This window comes from Embleya sp. NPDC050493, assembly GCF_044458105.1.
Taxonomy (GTDB): Bacteria; Actinomycetota; Actinomycetes; order Streptomycetales; family Streptomycetaceae; genus Embleya.
The window spans coordinates 134360-156600 of the sequence record NZ_JBITHP010000023.1 but is presented as its reverse complement, the minus strand read 5'-3'; the positions used below and the strand labels follow the sequence as shown (position 1 = coordinate 156600).

Here is a 22241-nt window from a genome sequence, read left to right as displayed (position 1 = left end):
CTTTCTCGTCGCTACTTTCAAGGCGTGGTTCGGGAAGGACACCGCATCGCCGCATCGCCGCATCGCCGCATCGCCGCATCGGCGCGCGGGGCGCCGGAATCGCCCACGTCAACGCGACCACGCACACCACGTCGGGTGCCGAACACCGCGACGCGACGGCGGACGCTTCCATGGCCGGCAGCGTCGGGGAGGCGACGACGCGAGCCGGCGTGGGCTCGGGAACGATGTGTGTTCGAGGGAAGCGCGCGCCATCCTGGCCGCGGCACCGACCCAGTCACAGGCCGGCGATCCCATGGGGTCGCCGGCCTGTGGCGGTCTCAGCCCACCGGTTCGTTCGCCGCCTCGGTCGTTGTCGCGCTCCCCGCCGCCGTTTTCCGCCGCGCGGCGACTTCGGTGGCGGTCTCCCGCAACAGGATCGCCACGACGATCGCCACGCCGGTGAGCAGGGCCGCGCTGACCGCCGCGGTGATCCTCATCTCCCGGGTGAAGGCGTTGAACGCCGCCTGTCGCAACGCCTCGCCACTGCCCTTCGGCAGGGTCGCGGCGGTGTCGACGGCGGCGCCGAGCGTGTCCCGGGCGGTGTCGAGTTGCGCGGGTGACAGGCCGTCGGGGGCGTTGTCGGTCAACGTCGTTCGGTAGACCGCGGTACCGATGCTGCCCAGTACCGCGATCCCTAGGGCACCCCCGAATTCGGCGGCTGTCTCGGACATCGCCGACGCGGATCCGGCCCGCTCGGGCGGAGCCGAGGACAGGATCACGTCGGTGACCACGGCGACCACCCCGCCGATGCCGACCGAGACGACGGCCAACGCGCCGATGAGGTGACCGCTCCCGGAGTCGGTACCGATCAGTGCCAGCGCGGCATAGCCCGCCACGGACACCGCCAACCCGATGACCATCACGTTCGGCTTGCCGATCCGCGGCGCGAGCACGGTGGCCGCCGCGACCCCCACGGGCATCACCAGGAAGGTCGGCAGCGACCACAGCGCCGACTCCAACGGCCCCATGCCCAGCACGAGTTGCATGAACTGCGAGGTGAACAGGCTGAATCCGACCAAGGCGAACGTCGCCAGCCCGTCGGTGACCATCGACACGCCGAACCTGCGGGAGCGGAACAGGTCCAGGTCGATCATCGGGTTCGCGATCACCCGTTGCCGGTACAGGAATCCCCCGCCGACCACGAGACCGGCGGCAACGTAGGCCGCGGGCGCCCAGCCGAGACCGTGCTCCGCGGCCTGCTTGATGCCGTACACGATGCCGAGCACGGCGACGAGCGACAACACGGCGCCGAGGACGTCGAACCGGCCCGGCTCGGGGTCGCGATACTCCGGCAGCAACAATGGGCCGAGGACGAGCAGGAGCAGCATCACCGGCACGTTGACGAGGAAGACCGAGCCCCACCAGAAGTGCTCGAGCAGCGCGCCGCCGATGATCGGGCCGAGCGCGGCGCCGCCGGCGAATCCGGCCGTCCACAGGCCGACGGCGGCGGCCCGCTCCTGTGTGTCGTGGAACATGTTGCGGATCAGCGAGAGCGTGGACGGCGCGAGTGTCGCCCCGGCGGCGCCCAGCAGCGCGCGGGCGGCGATCAGGGTGCCCGGGCTGGTCGATACGGCGGCCAGGACCGAGGCGACGCCGAAGCCGAGGGCGCCCGTGAGCAGCAACCGCCGGCGGCCGATCCGGTCGCCCAGCGTGCCCATCGTGATGAGCAGCCCGGCCAGCAGGAACCCGTAGGCGTCCATGATCCACAGCAGTTCGGAGCTGCTCGGTTCGAGGTCGGCCGTCAGGAACGGCAGCGCGACGAACAGGACGGACATGTCCATGGAGACCAACACGCAGGAGAGCACCAGGACCGCGAGCCCGGCCCACTCCTTCGTTCCGGCCTTGTTCCGTGTTTCCTTCACGTCCACCGTTCCCTGAGCCGTTCCATCGATATCCACACGCCGATGCGTACTGTGTACGTGTCGATGGCGTACAAGATACCCACGGCACACACGCTCACAAAATCCTTTATTTCCCGGGGAATTTCCGCACGTACTCGTCCCGCACTGGAATTTCGACACGCAAGCGGACCCGTGACGAAAAGGAGGATCCGCGCGATCACCGCGTACACGCAGGGCGTGGCGATGACCCTGGTCGACGAGATCGAGGCCGAACAGCGATCGGGGCTCACCACGGCGCAGTGGCGCAAGACCGCCGGCTCGTCCTGGGATTCCCTGTTCGAGTCCGGCGCGTATCCGCGTCTGACCCGCGCGATGCGGACCGCCGGCGAACCCTGGGACCTGGATGCCCTTTTCCGGTCAGGCCTGGCCGGTGTCCCGGACGGCATCGCGACGTTGGTCCGGCAAGGCGAGCCCGGTTGACCTCTCGGTCGCCGACCCGACACGGCGGAGGAGTCGGTGCCGCCCGTGCCGCTCGTGGGTCACGGCCGGCGCCCCGACGGCGGTCGGGCTGCCGCGCCGTCGGCGCAGCGCCGGTTCACCGGTTGCCCGCACAGTGGCCCGAGCCGGTCGCGGTCGCCTGACCGGATCCCGGGAGACCGGGGTTGCCGGGCGGATCCGGTCGTTCTCGTCTCCCGTCGGTCGCCTCGCGGCGGTCGACGGCCGTCACCTCGACCTCGATCCACAGGTGTGGCAGTGCCAGTGAATGGACCCGGATCATCGTCGCCGCCGGCCGGACGTCGGCGAACGTCTCCTTGAAGGCCCTGCCCGCGGCCGCCCAATCCGCCTCGGGCGTGAGGAAGATGCGTGTCTGCACGACGTCGGAGATGCTCATCGCCACCGTGTGGAGCACGCGGTCGACCCCGGCGAAGGCCGCGCACGCCTGCGCGTAGGTATCGGCTCCGCCGAGCACTCGGCCGGCCTCGTCCATCGCGACCACGCCGGAGACCCACGCGTGTGCGCCGACGCGTACCACCGGCGAGTACCCGCGGTCAGTGTCCGTGGCCATGGCTCGCCTCCGTGGGTTGCGCGTCGAGTTCACCCAACGCCTCGTCCAGCACGTCCAGCCCGAAATCGAGTTCCTGCCTGGTGATGGCCAATGGTGGACCCAGATGCATGCTGTTCGGCAGGAACGGGAAGAGCAGCACGCCGCGCTTGACACATGCCTCGGTGATGAACTCCGACGGTTTGAAGGTTTCACCGTCGGCCGTCACGTCGTACCAACGGTCGGTCGGGGTCCATCGCCTGCCCGTGGCCGGGTCGACGAAGTTGAGGATCCAGGCGAGCCCGCTGCCCTCGAAGTTGTCGAGACTCGGGTGCCTGGAAGCCATTTCGGTCAATCGGTGGCGCACGTGCTCGCCGAGTTCCGCCGCGTGCGTCACCAGATCTTCTTCGATCACCGTCTCCAGCGTCGCCGCGACCGCGGCGACCGAGAGCGGGTGTCCGTGGAAGCTTCCCGCCGCCGTCCAGATCCCGGTGTCGAAGTAGTCGGAGATCTTGCGACTGACGATGCAGGCGCCGACCGGGGCCGCCGAACTCGACAACCCTTTGCCGGCCACGACGATGTCCGGCGTCACACCGTAGTGTTGAAAGGCCCACCATCTTCCGGTCCTGCCGACTCCGGCGACCACCTCGTCGTCGATCCACACGATGCCGAGGCGCTCGGTCATCTCCCGGATCTGGGCCGGGTACTCCGGGGGTACCACGTACGCGCCGGCCGCGTTGTAGAGCTCGGTGATGAAGCCGGCGACGTTGTGGACACCCACCGATCGAATGGTCCGTTCGGTCTCTCGAACGCAGGCCAGGGTGCCGTTCGCGTCCTTGCAGTGTGCCGGGGTTCGACCGAGTGGGCAGTCGGCACAAAACGGTGCCGGGGCAATGGGCGCGTGCTGGACGACCGCGTTGCGCACTCGGCCCTGGGGCAGGTCGAAGTAGTCTCCGCGATTGATCGTCGACGTCGACACCGCCGCCGCGCCTTCGGTCCAGCCGTGATGGGCGAGTTGCCGCGTGACCACCACCTGGCGCCCGGTGTATATGCGCGCCATCAGAAGCGCCGTCTCCACGGCCTCGGTTCCGCTGGCGACGAACCGGACCCGTCCGGCCCAGTCCGAGCCTTCCATCGTGTCCTCGACGAGCAGCTTTGCCGCGCGTCCCTTGGCCTCGTGTGCGAAGAGATCGACGCAGTACCCGAGATCGTCGACGGCCTTGTGCAGGGCCGCTCGCACTCTGGGGTGATTGTGTCCGACTCCCATGGACATGTACTGGCCGTGGAGGTCGAGGAGTTCGGTGCCGTCGGCCAACGTCAGCCACGAACCGGCCGCGCTCACCGCGGTTCCGAGTGCTCCGCCGCCCGGCGGCCGATGCACGTGCATGGCGAATCTGCTGTCCCACTCGGCGGCCTGGGCGATGCGTTCGGCGTCGTCGCTCGACGGCGCCGCCTCTATGGACTCGGTCACGACATCTCCTTGATGTGACTTGAGCTTCAATTATTGGACGTGCGCGTCAATTCCGTCAACGACCACCGCGGTGATCGCCGCCCGAGTCGTCGTGATTGACTCTTGGACGCAAGCGTCGAATAATTGACGCCCATGACGACAAGATTGCAGGGGGCGCCGTGAAGCTCGGTCGGATCGCGATTCTCGGCGGCGGGCCGGGCGGGTTGTTCGCAGGTCGACTGCTCAAGCTGCGTCATCCGCAAGCCGTGGTCGACGTCTTCGAACAGAACCCGCCCGAGCGCACCTTCGGGTTCGGCGTCGGATTGCCCGCCGGCGCGCAACGAAACCTTCGCGCCGCCGACGCGGCCACGGTCGCCGCCATCGAGGCCGCGGGGCGACGCCACGACGCGGCGATGCGTCTCGGTTCACGCACCGTGCGATTCGCCGACTTCGGCACGATCGCGATCGCCCGCGCCGAGTTGCTGCGCGTGCTGCGGAGGCAGGCCGAGGACGTCGGCGTACGGGTGCGTTTCGGCGACCGGAGGTCGGTCGACGAGCTCGATGCCGAACTGATCATCGCCGCGGACGGCGTGAACAGTGCCACCCGCGAACGGTTCTCATCCGAGTTCGGCGCCCACGTGAGGACCAGTGCCGGACTCTATCTGTGGTGTGGCACCGACTTCGCCCTCGACCATGCGGTGTTCGCGCCCTGCCCGACCCCCGAGGGCACCTTCGTCACGCACGCGTACCCCTACGCCGAGGATGCGAGCACCTTCCTCGTCGAGACCGACGAAACAACCTGGCGCAGAGCCGGACTCGACACCCGTGCCGAGCCCGACGACCCGGCCGCGAGCGACGAGGAGTCCCTGGCCCACTTGGCGTCGGTCTTCTCCGACGTCCTCGGCGGCCGGCGTCTGGTCGGCAACCGGACTCGCTGGCTGAGGTTTCGAACGGTGCGTTGCCGCACCTGGCATCACCGGAACGTCGTGCTCCTGGGCGACGCCGCGCACACCGCGCACTATTCGATCGGTTCCGGCACCAAGCTGGCCATGGAGGACGCGATCGAGCTCGACCGCAGCCTGGCGGACGCCGAGTCGCTCGGCGAGGCACTGGAGACCTACGCGGCCCGGCGGCACGCAGCGGTCACCGCCTTGCAGGACGTGGCCCGTAGGAGCGAACTGTGGTGGGAGACCTTCCCGGAGCGCGTCGAGGTGCCGATCGAGCAGTTGATGGTCGCGTACATGACCCGGGCGGGGAAGGTGACACTGGACCGCTTCCTCGAATCGGCGCCCGCGATCACCCGACGCGGGTTGGCGCAGTACGCGAACGTGCCCATCGACGACGTCCCCGGCGATTCCCCGACCGAATGGGTCCTCGGTCGTCCACTGCGCCATCCGCTGCTGGACTCGCCGACCCGGTGGTACACGTGTGGGTCGGGTCGTGGCGACGTGGCCGGATCACCCGTCCTCGACGGACGCGAGGTCACCGAGGCGAAGGCGGTGGCGGCGCTGGCCTTCCCGGTGCGCTCCGGTGTGTTGTGGGCGAACGACCGTTCCGCACACGTCGAGCGTGCCGCCGCGAGCGACCGCGACGTGGTCTGGCTCCACGGCTCGGACGAGCGTGACGACGTGTTGGACCGGCTCGAGATCGCGGACGAGGTCCGGCGTCGGACGGCGAAGGTCGTGGCGGTGAGCGCACCCGGCACCGCGCGCGCCGACCTGGCGGCGGCGCTGGCGAGCGGGCGGATCGACCTGGCGATCGAGACCGGTGGTCGCGGTGACGAAGCGTTCGTAGCCCGTAGGATGCGACGATGACGACAGACGGCACCGATGCCCCGGTCCGAGGCAAGCGGAGCCCGGAGGGCGAGACCCGCAGCACACCCCGTCGCGCGCTCGTGGAGAAGCAGATCTTCGAGCACGCGATCGCACTGTTCTCCGAGCGCGGATTCGCCGGTACCACCCTGCAGGACATCGCCAAGGCGACCGGACTCACCCGCCCGGCCCTGTATCACTACGTCAGCAGCAAGGAAGACCTGCTCGCCAAGCTGGTCGACCAGGACGCCGGCGGGATCGCCGACCGGCTGCACGAGATCGCCTCGGAGACCGGCCGCAGCGCGGTGGAACGCCTGCACACCATGGTCTACGCCAGCGCCCGCAGAATGGCGCGGGACCCCGCACGCTTCCGGCTGCTGCTGCGCTCCGAGGGGGAACTGCCGCGGGAGATCTTCCGCAGCTACGACAAGGGACGCCGACGCGTACTGCTGGAGTTCACCACGGTGATTCAGGACGGCATCGCCGCCGGGCGCTTCCGGCCCGTCGACGCCCGCACGGCCGCGCTCTGCGTCATCGGTATGACCAACTGGATCGCCTGGTGGTACAACCCCGGTCAGAAGCCCGGCGAGGACGAGATCGCCGCCCAGTTCGCAGACATGGCCGTGCAGTCACTGGTGCTTGTGACCGAACGGGCCGTGTCCGCCGACGGCCCCGAGCGGGCGATCGCGTTGCTCCGCCAGGATCTGGACCTGCTGGAGAACCTGCTCAAGGATCACTGACGCGGACGCCGCTAGCCCTGGGCGGCGGCGTCCAACAGCAGTTGCAACATCTGCCCACGCGGGTCGGCGTCGATCGCGACCTCGGTGTTGCACACGATCGTCGCTCCCGCTCCGCGCTTCGTGTCGAGCATGACGTAGGTGGCGGTGCCCAGGTCGCTGCCCGCGTGTTGCCAGATCCCGTCCGCGTCACCCCGCAGCCGGTGCCACGCGTACCCCTGCGACACGAAGGGCAGGGGTGCCTGCGACTGCGCCAGGATCTCGGCCGACACGTGACCGGTGAGCGCCTCGGTCGCGACACTCCCCGGCAGAACCGGCCTGCCGTCGATCGTCCCCGATCCCAGCCACAGGCGGGCCCACCGCGCCAGGTCGATGGCGTTCGACCACAACCCGCCCGCCGGCGCGAGACACGTGGTGTACGGCGCGTATTCGACATGGCCGGTGAAATCGTCCGGGATGCTCCGCGGAATCAGATTGCGGTAGTCGAGCCACATCCCCGTCTTCGCGCCGTCGACGTACCAGGCGTGCGCCCGCGCCCGGTGGGTCTCGGGGATGCGGTCCCGCTCGAAATCGGACCCGCTCATACCGGCCGGCCGCAGGACGTGGTCGCGACAATGGTCCGCGAAGTACCGGCCGGTGACCGCCTGCACGAGGTGGCCGGCCAGGTCGAATCCGATGTCGGAGTACTGGTGGGCTCGTCCCGGCACCGTCTTCAGGAAGTTGTGTTCGGGGTCGTAGGTCCAACCGCGCGGAGCGGGGGTCAGGAAGTCGTGGAGCCAGCGCCCCATCTCCCCCGGATCGGGTGCGGCGCCGGTGCGATACGTGTAGCCGTAGGGGCCCGGCTCGGGCCCGCCGGTCAGGGGTGTCAGGTGCGTCAGCAAGTGGCGCACGGTGATCGGTGTCTGTGGATGGTGCGGGCTGCGAACGCTCCGCGGTCCGTAGATCCTGCTTGTCCGAAGAACCTCGTCGATGTCACCGTCGAGCCTCAGCCGGCCGGCCGCGACCAGTTGCAGGACGGCGGTGGCGGTCACCGTCTTGCTCACCGACCCGATGTTCAGGGTGCTGCGCGTGGTCATCGGCCGCCCGGTCCGCGCGGTGCCCCACGCGTCGGCGTAGACCGTCCGGTCCCGCGTCACCACCGAGACACTGCAACCCAGAACGTTCCTCGTATCGGTCAGCCCGCGCAAACGCTCCTTCAGCGAGATCGGCAACGCCGGGATCCCGGCTCCGTACGTCCCGCCGCCGTCCCCTCGTACTCCGCGACGACCGGTCATGGCTGCACTCCTTTCTCTGCGCGCGACGTTCTAGGCGCGCGCGGCGGCATCGAGCAAGAGCTGCAACATCCGCCCGCGCGGATCGGCGTCGATCTCGACTTCGGTGTTGCACACGACCGCGGCGCCGACGCCGCGCCTCGTGTCGAGCATCACGTAGGTCGCGGTCCCGAACTCGCTGCCCGCGTGCTGCCACACCCCCTCGCCGTCGCCCCGTATCCGGTGCCAGGCGTATCCCTGTGCGATGAAAGGCAGGGGCGCGTGCGAACCGGCGAGGATGCGTTGCGGCACCTGATCGGTCAGGGCGGCCGCGGCAATGGCTTGTGGCAGGACCCGCCTGCCGTCGATGCTTCCCTCGCCCAACCACAGTCGCACCCACCGGGCCAGGTCGACGGCATTCGACCGCAGTCCGCCGTCGGCGACCAGACACGAGGTGTACGGCGCGTACTCGACGTGGCCGGTGAAGTCGTCCGGGATGCTCCGCGGAATCAGATTCCGATAGTCCGGCCACATTCCCTGTTTCACACCGTCGACGAACCAGGCGTGTGGATGCGCCCGATCGGAAACCGACAGCCGGTCCCGGTCGAAGTCGGAACGGTTCATGCCGGCGGGCCGGAGCACGAAGTCGCGGCAGTAGTCGGAGAAATACTGCCCCGTCACCGCCTGGACGACGTGCGCGGCGAGGTCGTAGGCGATGTCGGAATACTGATGTGCCTCCCCCGGCACGGTGGTGAGGAAGTTCCGCTCGGCATCGTAGGTCCATCCGCGCGGGGCGGGGGTCAGGAAGTCGTGGAGCCAGCGGCCCATCTCGGCCGGGTCCGCCACTTCCCCCACCCGATAGGAATAGCCGTACGGCCCGGGCTCGATCGGGCTGGTGATCGGTGTCAGGTGGGTGAGCAGATGTCGGACCCTGATCGGGACGTCCGGGTGGTGCGGGCTGCGGACACTGCGCGGCCCGTAGATCGGGCTCCGCCCGAGCACGTCGTTCACATCGCCGTCCAGGGCCAGGCGGCCGGTCGCGACCAGTTGCAGGACGGCGGTGGCGGTCACCGTCTTGCTCACCGACCCGATGTTCAGGGTGCTGCGCGTGGTCATCGGCCGCCCGGTCCGTGCGGTGCCCCACGCGTCGGCGTAGACCGTCCGGTCCCGCGTCACCGCCGAGACACTGCAACCCAGGACCTTTGCGGAGTCGGCCAGTTGCCGCAACTCCCTCTTGAGAGGAGTTCGCAGCGGCGCGATGTCCGCGGCGCGGCCCCCGTCGCCACCGTCGCCTGTCGTCGGCGACGCCGTCGCAGTCCCGGTGGACACCGCTGCCGCTGCCGCGGAAGCGCCGATGAGGAATTGTCTCCTGCTTCCCTGCATCACTTCGGTCTCCGATCACTGGGTTGGTGCCGCGCGATCCGACACGGCACGGAAGAGATCACGCCGGGTACCCGACCGTCGGTACGCCCGACGGCGCCGGCGAGCCGTCCTCGCGGACCACGCCAGGCGCGGAGGCGGGCGCCCCATCCGGCGGCGCGGCCGGCGTGGAACCCGCAGGCGCTGGGTGACGTCGGCCCCGCGCGGAAGGTGGGTGTCGAGCGACCCGAGCCGAGAGGTCGCCGCGCCGGCCTCCCGAAACGGCGTGGGATCTCCCAGCCGCCGTCCGCCGTCGACCGCGAGGTCTGCAAGGCACTCCACGCGGCAGGCGCCACCATGGTGTTCACCGCCCGGACCGGCGAAGCCGCGCAACAGGCCCCGTGCCCAGGCCGATCCCGCGCGACGATCCGGTGACCACCGCGACCCGTCCGGACGGATCGAAACCACTGCTGCGGTTCATCTCCGGTCACCGTCCACGGCCCGGCCGTCGGCTTCGGCCTCGAGGATGGCCGCGATGCGCTCTCGCAGCAGTTTCTTGTCGATCTTTCCGACGTAAGTCTGCGGCAGGGACTCGACACACTCGATCCGTTCGGGCCACTTGAACTTCGCCACGCCGAGCGCGTCGAAATGCCGACGCACCTCCGCCAGCGCCACCCCGCCGCCTGCGGGTACCACGAAGGCACAGGTCCGCTCGCCCAGGCGCGGATCCGGCATCGCGACCACCGCGACCCCGGCGACCCCCGAGTGGCGCAACAACAGCAGTTCGACCTCCTCGGCGTTGATCTTCTCGCCGCCCCGGTCGATGACGTCCTTGATCCGTCCCTCGATGGCCAGGTGGCGACTCCCGTCGATCGCATCCACCTTCGCCAGGTCACCGGTCCGGTAGAAGCCGTCGTCCGTGAAGGCGCGGCTGTTGTGGTCGGCGGCGTCGAAGTACCCGGGGATCGTGTACGGGCCACGACAGACGAGTTCGCCGACCTGCCCGTCGGGGACTTCCCGGCCCGACAGCGGATCCACGATCCGGACCTCGTCCTCAGCCGCGAGTACCGATCCGACGTAGTGTCTGCGGACCTGTTCCGGCGCGTCGGGACCCGTCGCCGCGCACAGTCCTTCCGCCATGCCGAACAATTGCCCGACGCGGGCCCCGGATTGCTGAACCCGGTCGAACACCGCGCCCGGAACCTTCGCGCCGGACAGCACCACCGTGCGCAGTGATCGCGACAGCTCCCGATATTCCGGGAGTTCCGGCCACCCGAACGACGCCGGACCGAGCAATAGGTCGTCGACCCGTTCCCGGGCCATGAACGCCAGGGCGGCGCCGGTCTCCAAGGGTGGCAGGACCAGCCGTGCACCGACCGCGTGCACGCCGTGGAGACCGCAGAGGACTCCCGCGTTGTGGACCAGTGGCGCCAGGTAGGCGACGCGTGCGGTCTCGGCGCGGCCCAGTCTGTGGGCGTAGAGCAGCGCGTTGTTCCAGTACTCGGCGTGCAGGCGCGGGATCACCTTGGGTGTGCCGGTGGTTCCGCCCGACAGTTGGAACACCGCGACATCGGTGGGCGACAACCGCTGCTGGATCTCGCGGACCAGGACCCGGGCCGAGGCCGGATCGACCCCGGCGCCCAGGTCCTCGATGCGGCTCACCCCCGGCGCCGCGCGTGTTCCGAGCGTGACGATCCGCCGCAGCGTCGGGTGGTCCCTCGCCTGTTCCCGGGCGAATTCGACCAGGTCGAACTTCGGCAGATCCGCATCGACGAGATGCGTGGTGGCGCCGACCTTGCGACTGATGTAGCCGATCTCGTGACCGCGATGCGAGGCCAGGGTGGCGACCGGGACGGCCCCGGCCTTGAGGAAGGCGTACCAGGCGAGCACGCAGGCCGTTCCATTGGCGACCTGGAAGATCACCGGATCGTGCGGCCGGACCCCGAGCCGGACCAACCCGGCGGCGATCAGGTCCGTCCGGCGGTCGAGTTCGGCATAGGTGAGGGCGCCGCCCTCGCCCACCACGGCGATCCGGTCCGGGAACCTCGTCGCCACCGCGTGGAATCGGGCGGCGGTCGGAACATCACTCCAGGCACCCGACCGTCGGTACCGATCGATGCGGGCCCGCGGGTACGGGACGAGGCGGTCACCCCAGGGGCGCAATTCCACTGTGTGTCTCCTCCGACGTGCGTCGCGCCCTCGGGAGCGCCGCGTTCCCAGGTAATGGGTTGACGTTGGCGTCCAATATCCGACGACCAAGTCGCATGCGTCAAGAGCAGTCGGCGAGGCGTCGAAGGCGGCCGCTTGACACGTCCGTCATGTGCGTCGAAGAATTGACGCATACGTCAAATCGAAGGGAGGGACGGGATGACGCACCGAATCGGGCTCGTGGTTCCCAGCTCGAACGTGACCGTGGAGAACGAGATCCCGGCGTTGTTGTCAAGGCACCCGTCCGGCGGGTTCACGTTTCACGCGAGCCGCATGCGGATGCACACGGTGTCGCCCGAACAGCTCGCCGCGATGAACGCGCAGCGGGAACGGTGCGTGACGGAGGTCGCCGACGTCGCCCCCGACGCGATCCTCTACGCCTGCCTCGTCGCCTTGATGGCCGGGGGTCCGGGCGAGCATCGTCGGGTGGAGGCTCTGATCGGGGAGCAGCTCGCCACCCGCGGCTCCCGTGCGCTGGTCCGGTCGAGCGCCGGGGCCCTGGTCGAGGCGTTGCGGGCATCGGGGTGGACCCGGATCGCCGTCGTCACGCCCTACGTGCGTCCGCTGGCCGAGATGGTCATGGACTATCTGCGGGCCGAGGGCTTCGACGTCGTCGACTGGTGTGCGCTGGAGGTGGCCGACAACGCCGAGGTCGGATGCATACCGGGCGGCCGGGTCCTCGAAGCGGCCCGCTCGCTCGACCTTTCGGCCGCCGACTGCCTGATCGTCTCCGCCTGCGTGCAGATGCCGTCGCTGTCGATCGTCGAGCGGGCGGAGTCGGAGTTCGGCATTCCGGTGCTGTCCGCCGCGACCGCCGGGGTGTTCAGCCTCCTGCGCGGCCTCGGACTGCCCCCGGTGATCCCGGGGGCCGGCCGGCTGCTCGCCGCACGACCGCCCACCATCTCCTGAAGGGGTTCCACCATGACGACCAGGAGCCATCTCGCCGACGGTGTCGACCACGTGGCCTACCCGACGTTCGATCCCACCGCCACCGTGCACTTCTATCGGAACGTACTCGGATTCCCCGTGGTGCACGCGATCTGCGCCGCCGGCTGGGGACCGGAGAAACATCCCGACTTCATCCACTTCTTCTTCGACATCGGCAGGGGCGACCGGCTGGCGTTCTTCTACTACTTCGGCCTCGAGCCGTTCGACCGGGGTGCCCGCGGGGACGCCTACACCACCCACGACAACGACGTCCCGCTCTTCTTCGTACGGTCGCGGCACCTGGCCATCCACGTCGCAGGCGACGTGGAACTCACCGAGTACCAGCGCCGACTGGACGCGAGCGAGTGGCCGTGTGAACTCCGTCTGCAGCACGAGACCATCGAATCGATCTACACCCACGACCCGAACGGCTATCTGATCGAGTTCACCCGCAGCCTGCGCCCGGTGACCCCGCAGGAGGACCTGGACGCCAACCTCACCATCGACGCGTTGCTCGACGTGATCACGCGCGGGGCGCCCGACATGGCGGCCCTGCTCGCCCGCAAGGCCGAACTGATCGTGGAACGCGCACCGTTGTGGGCCACGCAACAGGAGGAGGCGAGCAGGCGATGAATGCGCTTCTCGTCCTGGACGTCCCCGAGAATGCCGCCGTGGTGGCGACTGCGATCGCCTCGGGCCCCGTCCGCGCCCTTCGGTTCGGACCCTACGTGGCGCTGATCTGCGACGGGGAGATCGCCATCGACCGGCGCGCCACCGGATGCCGACATGCCGTGTGGTACTCCTGCGTTGCCGGAACCCTCGATTCCCGTATCACCCGGTGGGATTCCAATGCCCTGGTCGTGGTGCCCCGATGACCGGGAAACACGTGTCGCCGTCGGTACCGGCCGACCGCACCCGGACAACGCTTCATCGGCTACGGACCGCCGACGGGGCGCAGGTGACGGGCGTGCTTCGCACGGTGCCCGGCGCGAAGACGGTCGTATGCCTCGCCCACCCGCGACAGGACCTGACCCACCATCCCATCGTGGACGAACTCCTCGGCCGTGACCACGCGGTGTGGACCCAGGGCACCCGCTCGGTCAACAACGACACGACCCTCGTTCACGAGCAGGCGCTCCTGGACATCGCTGCCGGGCAGGAGTTCCTGCGGAAGTCGGGATTCGACCACGTCGTCACCCTGGGCCACTCCGGGGGCGGCCCGTTGTTCGCCTACTACCAGGAACAGGCGGCGCGGGCGCCGGACGATCGGGTGTCCCGGACACCCGGTGGTCGACCGACCGGGCTGGCGGCCGCGACGATGCCCGTGCCGGACGCCGCCGTCTTCCTCGCCCCCCACCCCGGCCAGGGGGCGTTGCTGATGAAGATGATCGACCCCTCGGTCTCCGACGAGAGCGACCCGATGTCCGTCGTCGCGGAACTCGATCCGTACCACCCCGACAACGGCTTCGCCGCGCCTCCGCAAAATTCCGCCTTCCCCGCCGAGTTCGTCGCCCGCTACCGGCGGGCCCAGCGCGAACGGGTGGCGCGCATCGACGACCGGGCGCGGGAATTCGTTGCCGAGGCCGGCCCGGGCCGGGCCGCCCCCGACGACGTCGCCGGTCGACGGCGCGCCCTGGCACCCCGGTTGCTGATCGTGTACCGGACCGACGCCGATCCGGCCTGTGTCGACCCGTCCCTGGACCCGAACGATCGCCCCTACGGCTCGCTGTTCGGTCCGCGTCCGGACCTGACCAACTACGGACTCGCCGGGTTCGGCCGCATCACCACCGCCGACGCCTGGCTGTCCACCTGGTCCGGCCTGAGCACCAACGCCGATTTCGTCCGCTGCGCGCCCGGCGTCCGCACCCCGACGCTGTTCGTCGAGCTGACCGGCGACCAGGCATGCACCCCACAGGAGGCCGAAACGATGTTCGACGCCCTCGGCGCCGCCGACAAACACCATCTGCGGCTGCGGGGCACCCACTTCGGCGCGGCCCTGACCGCGGACGAACCCACCGGGATCACCCTGGCGGCCCGGGCGATCGACGACTGGCTGTCGGATCGGTTCCGCTGAACCGTCACCCACTCCCGCTATGAGGTACATCCGTGCAGGTCATGACCACGTTGCGCAAGCGAATACCGGCCCTGGCCGCGCTTGTGCTGCTCCTCCTCACCGCTGTCGCGGCCGTGCTGCCGTTGCGCGCCTCCGAGCCCCGTCCGGCCTCCGCCCCCGTCGGCGACTTCTCGGCGGCCCGTGCGGTCGCCCGGCTCGACAACATCGCAAGGGTCCCGCATCCGGCGGGTTCGGCCGCACAGTCGGACGTACGGGAGTATCTCCTCGGTGAGTTGCGGGAGCTGGGGCTGCGCCCCGAGGTCCAGGCCCGGGTCGCCCCCTCCGACTCCGACGACACCCCGGCCGTCGTCGGGTCCGTCTCCAACATCCACGCCACGATCCCCGGCAGCAGGCCCACCGGCCGGGTCCTCCTCGTCGCCCACTACGACTCCGTGCCGATCGCCCCGGGCGCCGCGGACGACGGTGCCAACGTCGCCGCGATCCTCGAAATCGCTCGCGCGCTCATGACCGGACCGCAGCTCCGCAACGACCTCGAGATCCTGTTCACCGACGGTGAGGAGCAAGGACTGCTCGGCGCACGGGCGTTCGTCGACGCCGAGGCGGACACACACCGAGCCGCCGACCCTCGGCGGACCGTCGTGGTGAACTTGGAGGGCCGGGGCCCCTCCGGGCCCGTCGTGATGTTCCAGACGGCGGGCACCGGGCTCGTCCCCGCCGTGCGAGCCTCCGGAGCACTCACCACGTCGTTCTCCGACGCGATCTACGACCAACTGCCCAACGACACCGACCTGACAGCCTTCGAAGAGGCCGGCATGCGGGGGCTCGACTTCGCCTTCATCAACGGCGCCGGGCACTATCACACCAGCCACGACGACATCGCCCGGCTCGACCGCGCGAGCGTGCAGGACATGGGGGAAGCGGCACTCGCAGCGGTCCGTCGACTCGGCGGGGCGGACCTTTCGCGAAGCGGAACAAATGCTACGTACTTCTCCCTGTTCGGCACGGTCGTGTCATACCCGGCATGGCTGGTCCCACCGCTCGCCGCGGTGACTCTCCTGGGCGTGGCCCTGTTGCTGTGGTTCGGCCCGCGCCGTGGGCTGTCCCCGCGCGGGGCCGCACGGGCCGCCGCGACCTTCCCGCTCACGTTGATCGGCGCGGTGGTCGCCGGCTCGGCCGGGTGGTGGGTACTGAGCCTGGCCTGACCGGACTTCGTGCTCGGCGAGGGCAACGTGTACCACCTCGGCCGTTACGCGTGGGGCGAGGCGTTGCTGCTCCTGGTGCTGCTCGTCGCCTGGTACCGCTGGGCCCGCCGCAAGGCGTCGCCGGCGGACATCGTGGTGGGAGTGCTCGGCTGGTTCGCGCTGCTCGCCGTGGTCTGCGCGGTGCTGCTGCCCCAGGGCGCCTACCTCTTCACCTGGCCGGCGCTGATCGGGTCGGCGGTCGTCGGCGTGATGTTGGGGTTCACGACTGCGGACTCCCCGTGGCGGGCGGTTACCGGAGCGCTGACGGCCGTACCGGCCGTGGCACTCGTCCTGCCGGTCGTGCTCCTGCTGTTCCCCGCTTTGGGACTGACCCTCGTCTCCGCCCCACTGGTCCTCGCGGTACTGCTCGCAGCGTTGTCACCGAGTCTCCTGGAGCCCCTGCCCTCGCGCCGGGCACTCACCGCCGGGATGCTCGCGGTGGCGGTGGCAGGTACGGGCACGCTGGTCGTGGGTACGACCCTCGACGGCTACAGCGCCGCCGAGCCCAGGCCGATCAGCCTCGGATACGTCCTGGAGTCCGACACCGGCCGGGCCACCTGGGTCAGCCTCGGCGACAGCTCCCAGCCCTCCGTCGGCAGGCTCCTCACCGGTGAACCGGCACGCTACGACGACCGCGTCCCCTCGCTGGGCAACGTGGCACTCGCGAACGGAACGGCCAGGACAGCGCCCCTGGACACACCGTTGATCAAGGAAGTCTCGTCCGCCGAGGCCGACGGCGTACGTACGATCCGAGTCCGTATCCAGGCCCCCGTCGACGCACACACCCTCGACGTGCACGCCGACACCGGCGCCCACCGGATCCTCGACGCCACCGTCCAGGGCGCGAAGATCGCAGGAAGCCCCAAGCAGTCGAAGGGCGGCTGGGGTTGGAGCTTCAGCTACGCCGCCCCGCCCGCCGACGGCATCGACGTCGTCATCCGCACCCGCGGCGCGGGCCCCCTGCCACTACGCGTGGTATCCACCGCCGTCGGCCTGCCGGCCGGGGCCGACGCGCCCGCCCTGGCCGCGGACGAGAGCTGGGCGAGCTGGCCCTCGGTCGCCGGACAGACCTTCGTCGTACGGACCTTCCGGCTGTGACTACCCCACCCCTCCAAGGCCCGTTCCACAGATCCATCCGTTCCGGCTGTGACCGGACGGTCCGGTTCGGCAAAGGACGCGGAGGCGCACCGGATCGGCGCCATCGGCAAGGGGACCAGGCGAGGCAGACCCAACCGGCGAAACCCAGGTCGGGAGCAAGGCGGTACCACCGGCCACCACGGTGGTTCCTCCCGAAGGCCGTCGGCGAGGGCTTCGTTCGGGTTGTGTGACCTTGCGGAAACGGGGAGTCCCGACGTCTGCGCGTCGTTACGATCGCGGTGAACCTCCGTTCCGTCCGGTCGACTTCGCGGGGCGGTATCGCCGCGTCGATATGGAGCACCATGTCCCTCGTTTCGACACCGCACCGCCTTCGACACCACGAGCCCTGCCCTCGCGACACCGGCGGCGGGTGCGCCGGGACGACCGGTGCTCCCGTGGCGTGCGCGCGCCTCGACGGCGGGGTGGCGCGATGAGCGAGCGTTCGTCGTCCCACATCGTCGAAGTGCCCCTGGGTGACGGCGAGGACGTGGTCAGGGTCCAGGTGACCGAGGTCGACGAGAGCCTGGTGCGCGTCGGCCGGGGCGGTCGCTCGGTGGGGCGGGCGGAGGAGACACTCGGGCAGATGCTGGGCGTGATCCGTCCGGTGGCGAACGCCTTCGTCGAGCAGTGCCGCCACATGGCGTATCCGCCGGACGAGGCCACCCTGCAGTTCGGCATGTCGCTGTCCGCGGACGCGAAGATCCTCATCGCCGGGTCGTCCGTCGCCGCGAACTTCTCCGTCGGCATGACCTGGCACCGACGCGACGGACAGGCACCGCCCGCGAACGGTCCACAAAGTACGCCGGGGAACCGACCCTGAGCCGGGTCGCGTTCATGGGGGAGGCCCACGGTGGCGAAGGACGGCGGTAACGGAGCGCGGGCGCCGGATTCGGTGCTCGTGTCGGCGGTGGTGCGGGTCAGGGGAGCGGACGGCACGATCGGCGGCGCGGGATTCCTCGTCGCCCCGGACCTGGTCCTCACCTGCGCCCACGTGGTCTCCGACGTCCTGGACCTGCCCCGCGACGCCCCCGTGCACGTCGGAGCGGAGGTCGTCGTCGACCTGCCGCTTGCGGACGGCGAGGGCGACATCGCCACCGTGACGGCCGAGGTACGGCGCTGGGTGCCGATCCGGGCGGACCAGAGCGGGGACGCGGCCCTGCTGCGATTACGCCAGGCCCTCCCGGGCGCCGTTCCGCTGCCGATGGCCGACGCCGAGAGCGTGTGGGACCACCGGGCCCGGGTGGTCGGCTTCACCGACGACCACCCCGACGGCATCTGGCACCGGGGAACGTTCAGCGGCCCCACCGGCCGCGGCTGGGTCCAACTCTCCCGCACGACCGCAGAAGCCGCGCACGTCAGACCCGGCTTCAGCGGAAGCCCCGTCTGGGACGACGACCTCGGCGCCGCGGTCGGCCTCATGGTCGCCGCCCAACCCGCCCGCGACGCCCAACAGGCGTTCGTCCTGCGCACCCGGGCCTTGCTGCGCGAAATCCCCGAACTCGCCCCCGTACTGCGCCCGGCGTCCCCCTTCCGGGGCCTGGCCACCTTCACGGAGGCCGACACCGAGGTGTTCTTCGGGCGCGACGAGGACGTGGACAGGGTGATCGCGGCCCTGCGGGGCGATCAGCCGAGCGTCACGGTCTACGGGCCCTCGGGCTGCGGGAAGTCCTCGCTGGCGCTCGCGGGTGTGCTGCCCGCGCTGCGGCGGGCCGGCCACGCGGTGCTGGTGGTCGACGCCGGCCGCGTCGGATCCGTCCGCGCGGGGCTCGCCACGGAGCTGTTCGAGACGGCCACCGCGGGCGGACACGGACCCGCGCGGGTCGACAGCGCGGACCGGGTGGACGCCTGGCTGCGCGAGTGGGGGCTCGTGGACGCCCTCCACCGCGCCACCGGCCGGCCCGCCGCCCGGCTGCTGGTCGTGCTCGACCAGGCCGAGGCACTGCTGAACACCCCGGAGACGGAGCTCGCCGAGACGATCGCGCTGCTGTTCCCCGAACACCCGCCGGCCGGCCTGCGGGTCCTGCTCACCCTGCGCGCCGACTTCACGGACGCCGCCCTGAGCCATCCGCGCCTGGGCCCCGCCCTCCGGCGCGGCACGACAGTCCCGCTCACCCCGATGACCCGCGACCAACTGCACACGGTGATCACCGAACCGCTCGCCCGGGTCGCGGCCGTCGAGTACGACCCCGGGCTGGTCCGGCGCATCCTCGACGACGCGGGCGCGGAACCCGGAACCCTGCCCCTCCTCGGCTTCGTCCTGCAACAACTGTGGGAACGACGCAACGCGGGCAGGATGCGGGCCGCGACCTACGAAGACCTCGGCGGCGTCTCCGGAGCGCTGCGCGACCACGCCGAACGGGCATGGCACGCATGCGTCGGCCTTACGAACCAAGCGGAGGCACAAAGGCTGCTCACCGGCCTGGTCCGGGTGCTGCCGGGCGCCGAGGCCCCGCTGCGCCGCGCCCTGACCCGCGACGAGGCCGGGGACGACGCCTGGCGCCTTGCCCGGGCACTGGCCGACCACCCCCACCGTCTGCTCGTCCTCCACGGCGGCGACGGTCGGCCCGAGAGCGCGGAACTCGCCCACGAGGCGCTGATCAGAGTGTGGCCGACACTGGCGGAACGCGTCCGCGCCGACGCCGACTTCCTCGCCGCACGCGCGGAGGTGCACCACGACCTGGCAAGGTGGCACAACGCGAACCGCCCCGACGACCTCCTACCCGGCCCCTTCCACCTCGCCGCCCTGGAAGCCAGGCTGCGCGGGCACGAATCGGAACTGGCGCAGGACCAAAAGGACTTCCTCGCGCTCGCCCGCCGACGCCGACGGGCCCGACGAATTCGGGCCCGCGTCGCGTGGATCACGCTGGCCCTGATCCTCGCCCTGGTCGCCGGCCTGGGTACCTTCCTTGTCCAACAATCACAGGTCAGCGCACGACGCCAGGCCGAGGGACGCTCCCGCACCCTCGCCGTGTCATCGGACGAACTCACCAACGTTGACCCCGGACACGCCGCCCTCGCTGCCCTGGCCGCCTACGAGACCGCACCCACACAGGAAGCCCGCAACGCCCTGCTGCGCCGCTACGAAGAGCTGAAGAACACGGCGTGGATCCTGTTCGGTGTCGAGGGGAAGATCAGATCGACGGCCATGAGCACCGACGGCGCGGTGACACTCGTGACGACCGAGACGGGCCGCGCGACCCTGTTCGTCCGATCCACCCAGGGCAAGGTCCGACAGGAGCAACTGCGCCTGTTCGACGACCTCGCGGCGCCCGTGGTCAGTCGGGACGGGCGGCGGATCGGCTATGTCCGGGGCGTGGACGACGTGGTGGTCTGGCACGATGTGACCCCCTCGGGAAAGCGGTTGGTGGGGCCGGCGCATCCGCTTCGGGGAACCCTTCGGGAGCGCCCCGAGGGCAGCGTGAAGATCATGGACTTCTCCCCGGACGCCCGGCGGCTGGTGGGGGTATCGGCGGCGATGTCGCCACTGCCGGCGCAGGTGTGGGACCTGGACACGGGACAGCCGCGGACACTGCCGACCAAGATCGCCCATCTCCGACAGGTGTGGTTCGGTCCCGACGACAACACGCTGGTGGCCAGCCGGATGACGGGGTCGAACGCGGCGCCGGGCGCGATGGTGGCCATCGACATCGGCACCGGCGCAACACGCCGATTGGCGGCAGACGTCACCCATCACCACGTGTCGGGGGATGGTGCCGTGACCGTCGTCTGCGAGCAGACCGAGACCGAACCCGGACCATCGTTCCAAGCCCACTACCAGGCCATCGCCGTGGCGGACGGACGAATCCTGCGCCGCCACGACACCGACGACCTGTGCCGAAACGTCGCCGTCGACGCGAAGGGGGAACACGTCGCCGTGGGCACCGCCTCGTTCGACGTTTGGGAGTTCCTCGAAACACGCGGTGACCGTCGCGCGCAGCGATTCCACGTCCCCTGGAGCGAGCCCCTGGGCCCGAAGGATCGGGCTTTGCCACTCCTCGGCACCCCACAGGATCCCATCCTGGTCACCCAACGCGAGAACTCCGTGACCGTATGGAAGACGACGAGAACGGAAGGCCTCACCGTCAACAGCCGGCCGAAGCTGCTCGGCGACGGCGCCACGATGGCGATCCGCACCGGAGACCGCGACGACACCTTGAAAGTCATGGAGACCGAGGGCGCGCAACGAACCCTCGCCGAGGTCGGGATCGATGCCCGAATCCCTGCGGACGCGTCACAGAACCTCGTGGTCAACGGCACCGGAACGCTGATGGCGGACGTGTCCGACCGCAATCTGATCACCGTGCGCGCCCTGCCCTCGCTCCGCCGGGTGGCCGCATTCACCACCGCCGAGCCGCCCGCCGACCGGGACGGACAACCCGGCCTGCTCGGATACCGCTTCCTCGACGGGGATCGACTCCTCACGGTTTCCGGCACGCTCGTCGAGTACTGGGACGCCCGCGGCGGCCGCCCCCTCGCGCCGCCGATCGACCTGAAGAACCTCCGGCTCACCACGAAGGACTTGCCGAACTACTCCGTCAGAGGCCACCCCGACCCGAACCACGTGGTGGTCGCCGTGGCCGGCGAACCGGACATGCACACCATCGACCTGCGAACGGGCAAGGAGAACGAGAACCTGCGCGTGCACCTCACCGACGAGCTCCGCGTGCCCCTGCCCCTGAACGATCTGCGCCACGTGGTCGTGTTCACCACGGCCGACACGGTGGAACTGTGGTCGACCCCGCCCGGCAAACCGGCGAAGAAGGTGGCGGGCCCACTCGGGCCGGTGAACGACGAATACCTGGGCGGCACGGGCAGCACCGGGTTCTTCCTGGCCAACGGCAGCTCCGTGCAGTTTCTGAAGGCGGACGACCCGGGGTACCGACAGACCTACCAACTCGCGCACGACCAGCACTTCCTGGCGGCCACCAAGGACGGCAGAACACTGCTCCGCAGGACCGGAGCGGGAGGCCACATGGAACTGCTACGCCTCGACCCCGCCCTGTGGAAGCGGCACATGTGCACCGTTCTGGGACGTGACCTCACCGATGACGAACGCGCCGGCCTTCCCCACCACCTGCCGACCGAGATCTGCCCTCCGTGAACTTTCGTCGCCGCGAAGGTGTTC

General features: G+C 70.1%; 17 protein-coding genes. 11 read left to right on the top strand and 6 right to left on the bottom strand.

Annotated elements, in window-relative coordinates:
* Positions 1–317: 317 nt before the first annotated feature.
* The gene (locus tag ACIBM5_RS34410) at positions 318–1907 is read right to left on the bottom strand and encodes an MFS transporter (protein ID WP_396010599.1); all 1590 of its coding nucleotides are present in this window, start codon (positions 1905–1907) and stop codon (positions 318–320) included.
* Positions 1908–1943: 36 nt separating this feature from the next.
* On the opposite strand from ACIBM5_RS34410, the gene ACIBM5_RS34405 reads away from it, so the two are divergent.
* A complete protein-coding gene (locus ACIBM5_RS34405) occupies positions 1944–2360 on the top strand; it encodes a TetR/AcrR family transcriptional regulator C-terminal domain-containing protein (RefSeq protein WP_396010576.1) in 417 nt (138 codons plus the stop codon).
* Positions 2361–2475: 115 nt separating this feature from the next.
* Here the strand turns inward: ACIBM5_RS34405 and ACIBM5_RS34400 are convergent, their stop codons facing one another.
* Together ACIBM5_RS34400 and ACIBM5_RS34395 are read right to left on the bottom strand one after the other, a co-directional pair.
* On the bottom strand, positions 2476–2946 hold the full coding sequence (locus tag ACIBM5_RS34400) for a Rid family hydrolase (RefSeq protein ID WP_396010575.1): 471 nt from the start codon (positions 2944–2946) through the stop codon (positions 2476–2478).
* Positions 2930–4393, bottom strand: coding sequence for an aspartate aminotransferase family protein (locus ACIBM5_RS34395; protein ID WP_396010574.1), 1464 nt, complete (start codon positions 4391–4393; stop codon positions 2930–2932). The genes ACIBM5_RS34400 and ACIBM5_RS34395 overlap by 17 nt, the downstream gene beginning before the upstream one ends.
* Before the next feature lie 158 nt (positions 4394–4551).
* On the opposite strand from ACIBM5_RS34395, the gene ACIBM5_RS34390 reads away from it, so the two are divergent.
* Both ACIBM5_RS34390 and ACIBM5_RS34385 read left to right on the top strand, forming a co-directional pair.
* A complete protein-coding gene (locus ACIBM5_RS34390; RefSeq protein ID WP_396010573.1) occupies positions 4552–6186 on the top strand; it encodes an FAD-dependent monooxygenase in 1635 nt (544 codons plus the stop codon).
* Complete coding sequence (locus ACIBM5_RS34385; RefSeq protein WP_396010572.1) at positions 6183–6923, top strand: TetR/AcrR family transcriptional regulator; 741 nt, start codon at positions 6183–6185, stop codon at positions 6921–6923. The genes ACIBM5_RS34390 and ACIBM5_RS34385 overlap by 4 nt, the downstream gene beginning before the upstream one ends.
* Before the next feature lie 11 nt (positions 6924–6934).
* Here ACIBM5_RS34385 and ACIBM5_RS34380 read toward each other — a convergent pair whose 3' ends face one another.
* The 3 genes from ACIBM5_RS34380 to ACIBM5_RS34370 form a co-directional block, all read right to left on the bottom strand.
* The gene (locus ACIBM5_RS34380) at positions 6935–8194 is read right to left on the bottom strand and encodes a serine hydrolase domain-containing protein (protein ID WP_396010571.1); all 1260 of its coding nucleotides are present in this window, start codon (positions 8192–8194) and stop codon (positions 6935–6937) included.
* Positions 8195–8224: 30 nt separating this feature from the next.
* Positions 8225–9553 carry a serine hydrolase domain-containing protein gene (locus ACIBM5_RS34375; RefSeq protein WP_396010569.1) on the bottom strand — a complete coding sequence of 443 codons (1329 nt, stop codon included), beginning with the start codon at positions 9551–9553 and terminating at the stop codon, positions 8225–8227.
* Between the two features lie 453 nt (positions 9554–10006).
* Positions 10007–11584, bottom strand: coding sequence for an AMP-binding protein (locus ACIBM5_RS34370; RefSeq protein ID WP_396010567.1), 1578 nt, complete (start codon positions 11582–11584; stop codon positions 10007–10009).
* A gap of 312 nt (positions 11585–11896) precedes the next feature.
* Here ACIBM5_RS34370 and ACIBM5_RS34365 point away from each other — a divergent pair, with 312 nt between their 5' ends.
* From ACIBM5_RS34365 to ACIBM5_RS34330, 8 genes are all read left to right on the top strand, one after another.
* Complete coding sequence (locus ACIBM5_RS34365; protein WP_396010566.1) at positions 11897–12646, top strand: Asp/Glu racemase; 750 nt, start codon at positions 11897–11899, stop codon at positions 12644–12646.
* A 12-nt stretch (positions 12647–12658) separates the two neighbouring features.
* A complete protein-coding gene (locus ACIBM5_RS34360; protein ID WP_396010565.1) occupies positions 12659–13297 on the top strand; it encodes a VOC family protein in 639 nt (212 codons plus the stop codon).
* Complete coding sequence (locus tag ACIBM5_RS34355) at positions 13294–13539, top strand: hypothetical protein (RefSeq protein ID WP_396010563.1); 246 nt, start codon at positions 13294–13296, stop codon at positions 13537–13539. The genes ACIBM5_RS34360 and ACIBM5_RS34355 overlap by 4 nt, the downstream gene beginning before the upstream one ends.
* Before the next feature lie 92 nt (positions 13540–13631).
* Entirely contained in the window at positions 13632–14738 is a 1107-nt protein-coding gene (locus ACIBM5_RS34350) for a hypothetical protein (protein WP_396010562.1), read from the top strand.
* A gap of 41 nt (positions 14739–14779) precedes the next feature.
* Entirely contained in the window at positions 14780–15940 is a 1161-nt protein-coding gene (locus ACIBM5_RS34345; protein ID WP_396010598.1) for a M20/M25/M40 family metallo-hydrolase, read from the top strand.
* 9 nt (positions 15941–15949) lie between these two features.
* Complete coding sequence (locus ACIBM5_RS34340; protein ID WP_396010560.1) at positions 15950–17077, top strand: hypothetical protein; 1128 nt, start codon at positions 15950–15952, stop codon at positions 17075–17077.
* 469 nt (positions 17078–17546) lie between these two features.
* Positions 17547–17936, top strand: coding sequence for a CU044_2847 family protein (locus tag ACIBM5_RS34335; RefSeq protein WP_396010559.1), 390 nt, complete (start codon positions 17547–17549; stop codon positions 17934–17936).
* A 30-nt stretch (positions 17937–17966) separates the two neighbouring features.
* On the top strand, positions 17967–22217 hold the full coding sequence (locus tag ACIBM5_RS34330) for a trypsin-like peptidase domain-containing protein (protein ID WP_396010557.1): 4251 nt from the start codon (positions 17967–17969) through the stop codon (positions 22215–22217).
* Positions 22218–22241: the final 24 nt, after the last annotated feature.